Here is a 7129-nt window from a genome sequence, read left to right as displayed (position 1 = left end):
GGGCATCGACGCCCCCATGAGTGCCGTCGCCCGCCGCGCCGGCGTGGGGGGGGGCCCCCCACCCCCCCGCGCGGCCCCCGCTGGGGGGGCCCCGCGCCGGGCCGCCCGCCATAGCCGCCCACCCCCCCCGGCTGGGCGCGGCCCGTCGCCCCGTCGACGACCTCCCCGAGCACCGCCGCCGGGAGGTCCAGATAGACCCCGCCCGGCCGGCCGGACACCGCCGTACGGATCGCCCGCGCCAGCCCGCGCCCGACATCCTCCGCCCGGTCCACCCGGAACGCCGCCTTCACCAGCGGCCGGGCCGTCGCCAGCTGGTCCAGCTCCTCGTAGTCGCCGCGTCGCAGATCGATGACGTCCCGCTCGCTGGACCCGGAGATCTGCACCGCCGGGAAGCAGTTCGTGGTGGCGTTCGCGAGCGCGACGAGCCCGTTGAGGAACCCCGGGCCCGACACGGTCAGACACACCCCCGGCCGCCCGGTCAGGAACCCGGCCGCCGCCGCGGCGTGCCCGGCGTCGCTCTCGTGCCGGAAGCCGATGAACCGGATGCCCGACGCCTGCGCGAGCCGCGCCAGATCGGTGACCGGGATGCCGACCACGCCGTACACACTGCGGACGCCATTGCGTCGCAGCGCCTCCACGACGAGATGAGCGCCGTCGGTCTGCCGCTCGGAAGCGGACCGGGCCGCCTTCTGCCCGGTCGTCGGCGTTGCGGGGGCTGTGGGTACAGCGGTCATCGCGGGGCTCCTCGGGTGGAGAGGTGCGGAGGTGCGGAGGTGGAGAGGTGGAGAGGTGTACGGGCCGTTGCGTGAGGCTTGTTGTATGAGGCTTATGCGGACATTTGGTCCGGTTTGTTCCGATCCGCCTGCCAGTGTTCGGCAGTCCCCGCCCCCGCGTCCAAGTGCTGTCGCTGACCGGTCGATAAGCGACGGTTGTCGAGCGAGGTCGAAGCACCCGTGCCCCTCGCTCGTCCTGGCTCGATAACCGTTGCCTCTCAAGCGTTCGCACCTGCGTATTGGACCCTCGTCCCTGCCGGGCGCACCCTCCTAGGGGAGGTGATGACCATGGCCCCGTCCGCCATGACCCCGCCCCGGTCGGGGCGACTCAACGCACCCACCGGGTCCGGCGCGCTCCCCGGGCCCACCGGACTGGTCGACCTGCTCGACGCAGCCGTCAGGGACCGGCCCGGCTCGCCCGCGCTGATCGTCGGCCCGGACCGCCTCCCGCTGTCGTACGGGGGTCTCGACCGGCTGGCCGACGACATGGCCGCACAGCTCGCCTCCACCGGGCTGCGCCCGGGGGACCCGGTGGGGCTGGTCTGCGCCGGGACCGCCGAGTTCCCGGTCGCCCTGCTGGGCGCCGCGAGGGCCGGGCTGGTCACCGCCCCGCTGGACCCCGCGCTGCCCGTGTCACAGCTGGCGGCCCGGGTGTCCGCCCTGGGCGCGCGGGCGCTGCTCGCCGGGCCCGGCACGACGGTCGTGACGCCCGGGACGGAGGCGCCCGACGTGGGGGTCCCCGTCTGGCCCGTGACCGTGGAGGTGCTCCCGGGCGCCGGGTCCGGGACGGTCGTCCTGGACGCCGGGAAGCGGGCCGCGCCGGGCGGCGGGGGAGCCGCCGGGGAGCTGACCCCCGCCGACGCCCTGGTCCTGAGCACCGCCGGAACCACCGGCCAGGCCAAGCTGGTGCCCCTCACCCGTGCGAACGTGGCCGCCGGGGTGAGCGCGGTGACCGGCACGTACGGGCTGGGCCCGGCCGACGGGACGGTGGCCGCGATGCCCTTCTTCCACGGCCACGGCCTGTTCGCGACCCTGCTCGCCTCCCTGGCCACCGGGGGCCGGGTCGTGCTGCCCGCACGGGGCAAGTTCTCGGCGCACACCTTCTGGGACGACCTCGCCGCCGCCGACGGCACCTGGTTCACGGCGGTCCCGACCATCCACCAGATCCTGCTGGCCCGCTCCGCGACCGAGTACCCGGGACAGCGGGCGCGGCCCCTGCGGTTCGTCCGCAGTTGCAGCGCCCCGCTCCCCGACACCACCGGCCGCGCCCTGGAGGAGCTGCTCGGCGCGCCCGTACTGAGCGCGTACGGCATGACCGAGTCGACCCACCAGGCCACCGGTGAGCCGCCCCGCCCGCCCGACCCGTCCCGCCCGCGCGGTTCGGTCGGCCCGCCGACGGGAGTGGACCTGCGTATCACCGGCCCGGACGGACAGGCGTCGGCGCCGGGTGCAGAGGGGGAGGTGTGGGTGCGCGGCCCGTCCGTCGTCCGGGGGTATCTCGGCGACCGGAAGACGACCGCCGACAGCTTCGCGGACGGCTGGTTCCGCACCGGGGACCTGGGGCGGCTCGACCAGGACGGGCGGCTGTTCCTCACCGGGCGGATCAAGGACCTCATCAACCGAGGGGGCGAGAAGATCTCCCCCGAGCATGTCGAGGACATCCTCGCCGGGTGCCCCGGCGTCGCCGAGGCGGCCGTGTTCCCCGTACCGGACCCGACGTACGGGGAACTGGTCGGCGCGGCGGTGGTGATACTCGGGTCGGACGCGGACGCGGACGCGGAAGCGGAAGCGGGCGAGGGCGAGGCCGGGGGCCCCGCAACCGGCGAGGCAGAAGCCGCCGGGCGAGCGACGGACGCGAGAGAACCCGACCGGCAGGAACCTGCCCCCTCCGACCCCTCCCTCCGCATCCTCCGCTACTGCCGCACCCGCCTGGCCCCCTTCGAAGTGCCGGAGCAGATCCGCGTCGTCGCGGCCCTGCCGCACACCGCCAAGGGCGGGCTGGACCGCCGCGCGCTACGGGCCCGGTACGCGAGCTGACCCCGGCATCGCTGCCCCGCATCCCATGGCACCCGGAAGCCGTCCATCCCACGGCACCTGGGAACCCGTCCATCCCACGGCACCCGAGAACCGTCGGTCGGCGACCCGTCAGTCGGCGACCGCCGGCGTACCGAAGAACGCGTCCAGCGACAGCCGCGTCGCCACCTCCAGGAACGCCCGCGCTATCGGCGCCCCGGGTTCGCCGGGATGGATCGCCAGCAGAACCTGAGCCGTCGCTTCCGGCCCGACCAGCGGTACGGCCCGGGTCCGGCCGGTCACCGGCATCGCGCGCAGCCAGGTGTGCGGCACGATGCTCGCCCAGTCGCCGCTGCCCACATGCGCGTACAGCGAGGCCACCGAGTCCGTCTCGACCTGCGGGGACACCGTGATCCCGGTCCCGGCCAGTGCCACGTCGAGCACGTGCCCGATCTTCAGGTCCGCCGTCAGCAGCGCGAGCGGCAGCCGGGCCGCCTGCGTCCAGGTGATGCTCTCGACCCCGGGCTCCAGCTGGTCCTCGGGGGCCAGCAGCACATACCGCTCCTGGTACAGCGGCACCGTGTGCAGTTCCTCCCGGTCCTGGGGCGGGAAGTGCCCGATCGCGGCGTCCAGCTCGAACTCGCGCAACTGCCGGGCCAGCTCCGCCGTCGGCAACCGGGAGCGGATCCGCACCCTGGCCAGCGGGTGGGCCGTACAGAACGCGGCCACCGGCAGCGCCACGGTCGTCGACGCGCTCGGTACGGTGCCCAGCCGCAGCGTCCCGGCGACCCCCGACTGCACGGCGGCCACCTCCGCCTTGAACGCGTCGTGCTCGGCGAGGATCCGCTGAGCCCAGACGACCAGGCGCTCACCCTCCGGGGTCAGGCCCTGGTAGGTGTGGTCGCGGTGGATCAGAGTGACGTCCAGTTCCCGTTCCAGCTTGGCGATGGCCGCCGACAGCGCGGGCTGCGACACGTAACACGCCTCGGCGGCCCGCGCGAAGTGCCGCTCACGGGCGACCGCCACGAAGTACTCCAGCTGCCGGAACTGCATGGACGCAACCTCCCCTACCGACCCACCGACCGGCCGACCTGCCGAACAGACCGGCCAAACAGGCCCACCGACCTGCCGACCTGCCGACGGGAGCGGCCCGGTCCGCCCGCCCCCACCGACCGTCCCTCCCATCATCACGGCGGGAGCGGCCGTCGGCTCGCTGGGCCATCGGGAGGCGGCGACCGCCGAGCCCCCGGCCCGACCGCTCCACCAACGCGCCCCCACCCTCAGTACGATCCCGACCACACCGAATGAGCACCCCCGCCTGCCCCCACCCCGCGAGAGAACAAGCCGAGAGAACGAGTCACGTGCACAGCGAACCGGCATCCGCATCCGCGGTCGTCCTGATCACCGGCGTGATGGCGTCGGGCAAGTCCACCGTGGCCGAGCTGCTGGCCCGGCGACTGCCCCGGGCCGCCCATGTACGCGGCGATGTCTTCCGCCGGATGATCGTCTCCGGCCGTGAGGAGCTGCTGCCGGAGGAGACCGCCGAGGCCCGTGCCCAGCTGGATCTGCGCCAGCGGCTCTCCGCGCTGGTGGCCGATGAGTACGCGCGCGACGGCTGGACCGCGATCGTCCAGGACATCGTCCTCGGCGAGGATCTCGCCCGGTACGTGACCAGGGTCCGGACCCGCCCCCTGTACGTCGTCGTCCTGGCCCCCGACGCCGAGACCGTGCACGACAGGGAGACCGGGCGGCCGAAGACGGGCTACGGCCCCTGGACGGTCGACGCCCTCGATCACGTCCTCCGTGAGAAGACCCCGCGCCTCGGCCTCTGGCTGGACACCTCCGAGCTGACACCGCGGGAGACGGTGACCCGGATCCTCGCCGACCTCGCGTCGGCCCGGGTGCGGTCGGACTGAGTCGGCTGGGTCACCGCCCTCCCTCCCCGCCGGCACCCCGACAAACCCCCCGTACCTACCGTCCAGTAAGTTTCCCCCTCACCGCCTCTTGACGCGTGCCGCCCCCTATGGCGATCCTCATGCCACACCTTGCGCCGGTCATGACAAACCCGCATCGGGGGAGGGCATCGTGCCCGCGCCGCTGGGCGCGTCGACCGTGCCGTCCCGCTGACCGAGGGATGTGACCTGTCCGTGGCCCGACGCCCCTACCGTCGCCGCAAGAATCTGACCGTCGTCTCGCTGCTGCTGTTCGTCCTGGCTTTCGCCCTCGGGCCCACGCCCAGCTCCGCCGCGGGCGGCACCGACTGGTGGAACCCCACCGCCCGCCCCGCCCCGGACTCCGCCATCAACGTCACCGGTGAGCCCTTCACCGGCACCACCGCCGACGGCGAGGTCCGCGGCTTCGTCGACGCGCACAACCATCTGATGTCCAACGAGGCGTTCGGCGGCCGGCTGATCTGCGGCCAGACCTTCTCCGAGGAGGGCATCGCCGACGCCCTGAAGGACTGTCCGGAGCACTACCCCGACGGCTCCCTCGCCCTGTTCGACTTCATCACCAAGGGCGGCGACGGCAAGCACGACCCGGACGGCTGGCCCACCTTCGCGGACTGGCCCGCGTACGACTCCCTGACCCACCAGCAGAACTACTACGCCTGGGTCGAGCGCGCCTGGCGCGGCGGCCAGCGGGTGATGGTCAACGACCTGGTCACCAACGGAGTGATCTGCTCGGTCTACTTCTTCAAGGACCGCTCCTGCGACGAGATGACGTCGATCCGCCTCCAGGCGCAACTGACCTACGACCTCCAGGACTACATCGACGAGATGTACGGCGGCCCCGGCAAGGGCTGGTTCCGGATCGTCACCGACAGCGCCCAGGCCCGCCAGGTGATCGAACAGGGCAAACTGGCCGTGATCCTGGGCGTGGAGACCTCCGAGCCGTTCGGCTGCAAGATGATCCTGGACGTGCCGCAGTGCAGCGAGGAGGACATCGACAAGGGACTGGACGAGCTGTACGACCTCGGCGTGCGCAGCATGTTCCTGTGCCACAAGTTCGACAACGCGCTGTGCGGCGTCCGCTTCGACGAGGGCGCGCTCGGCACGGCGATCAACGTCGGCCAGTTCCTGTCGACCGGCACCTTCTGGCGCACCGAGGAGTGCACCGGCCCGCAGCACGACAACCCCATCGGCCTGGCCTCCGCACCCGGCGCCGAGGAGGAACTCCCCGCGGACGTCGACGTCCCGGCGTACGACGAGAACGCGCAATGCAATACGCGCGGGCTCACCGACCTCGGCGAATACGCCGTACGCGGGATGATGGACCGCAAGATGATGCTGGAGATCGACCACATGAGCGTCAAGGCCACCGGCCGGGTCCTGGACATCTTCGAGTCCGCGTCCTACCCGGGCGTCCTGTCCTCGCACAGCTGGATGGACCTCGACTGGACCGAGCGGGTCTACGGGCTCGGCGGGTTCATCGCCCAGTACATGCACGGCTCCGAGGCGTTCACCGCGGAGGCGGAGCGGACGGACGCGCTGCGCGAGCAGTACGACGTCGGCTACGGCTTCGGCACCGACATGAACGGCGTCGGCGGCTGGCCCGCCCCGCGCGGCGCCGACACCTCCGACCCCGTCCAGTACCCCTTCACCAGCACCGACGGCGGCTCGGTCATCGACCGGCAGACCACCGGCGAGCGCACCTGGGACCTGAACACCGACGGCGCCGCCCACTACGGCCTGGTCCCCGACTGGATCGAGGACATCCGGGTGACCGGCGGCCAGGAGGTGGTGGACGACCTGTTCCGGGGCGCAGAGAGCTATCTCGACACCTGGGGCTCCACCGAGGAGCACGCGTCCGGCGTCAATCTCGCCCGGGGCACGGCCGCGACCGCCAGTTCGGCCGAGTGGAACCCCTTCACCAGCTACGCGCCCGGACAGGCCGTCGACGGCGACCCGGACACCCGCTGGGCCAGTGACTGGAGCGACGACCAGTGGCTGCGCCTCGACCTCGGCGCCACCCACCGCGTGGGCCGCGTCACCCTCGACTGGGAACGCGCGTACGGGACCTCGTACCGCGTCGAACTCTCCACCGACGGACAGCAGTGGACGACCGCCTGGTCCACCGCCTCCGGCGACGGCGGACTCGACACCGCCCGCTTCGACGCGGTGCCCGCCCGGTACGTCCGCGTCCAGTTCCTGGACCGGGGTACCGAGTGGGGGTACTCGATCCATGAACTGACCGTGCACAGCGACTGACACCGATCGCTACGCCCGCACATCGGACTCCCACTCCGGGGGCGGCCGGGGCGGGCCGGGCCCCCGCCCCGGGGAGCGCCGCCGGCGGGCCGCCGGGGGAGCACGGGCGGCGCCCCCCCCCGCCCGGGGCCCCCC

At 73.1% G+C, this 7129-nt stretch carries 5 protein-coding genes; 3 read left to right on the top strand and 2 right to left on the bottom strand.

Going from position 1 to position 7129, the window contains the following annotated elements; translation table 11 throughout:
- A partial coding sequence (locus ACFXAZ_RS14310; RefSeq protein WP_384589488.1) for a thiamine pyrophosphate-binding protein occupies window positions 1-734 on the bottom strand: 734 nt, incomplete at its 3' end.
- A gap of 342 nt (window positions 735-1076) precedes the next feature.
- Between ACFXAZ_RS14310 and ACFXAZ_RS14305 the strand changes: the two genes are divergently transcribed.
- Window positions 1077-2810 (top strand): FadD7 family fatty acid--CoA ligase, encoded by a 1734-nt coding sequence (locus tag ACFXAZ_RS14305; protein ID WP_384589657.1) that lies wholly within the window; start codon window positions 1077-1079, stop codon window positions 2808-2810.
- A 108-nt stretch (window positions 2811-2918) separates the two neighbouring features.
- On the opposite strand, the gene ACFXAZ_RS14300 is transcribed toward ACFXAZ_RS14305, so the two are convergent.
- The gene (locus ACFXAZ_RS14300) at window positions 2919-3839 is read right to left on the bottom strand and encodes a LysR family transcriptional regulator (protein WP_384589485.1); all 921 of its coding nucleotides are present in this window, start codon (window positions 3837-3839) and stop codon (window positions 2919-2921) included.
- Between the two features lie 308 nt (window positions 3840-4147).
- On the opposite strand from ACFXAZ_RS14300, the gene ACFXAZ_RS14295 reads away from it, so the two are divergent.
- Window positions 4148-4702, top strand: a complete 555-nt coding sequence (locus ACFXAZ_RS14295; protein ID WP_384589482.1) for an AAA family ATPase — start codon at window positions 4148-4150, stop codon at window positions 4700-4702.
- Between the two features lie 225 nt (window positions 4703-4927).
- Window positions 4928-6994 (top strand): discoidin domain-containing protein, encoded by a 2067-nt coding sequence (locus ACFXAZ_RS14290; RefSeq protein ID WP_384589655.1) that lies wholly within the window; start codon window positions 4928-4930, stop codon window positions 6992-6994.
- The last annotated feature ends 135 nt before the right edge of the window (window positions 6995-7129 follow it).

This window comes from Streptomyces sp. NPDC059477, assembly GCF_042749375.1.
Lineage (GTDB): Bacteria > Actinomycetota > Actinomycetes > Streptomycetales > Streptomycetaceae > Streptomyces.
Note: the sequence above shows the minus strand (reverse complement) of the source record. Positions and strands in the feature narration are given on the sequence as shown.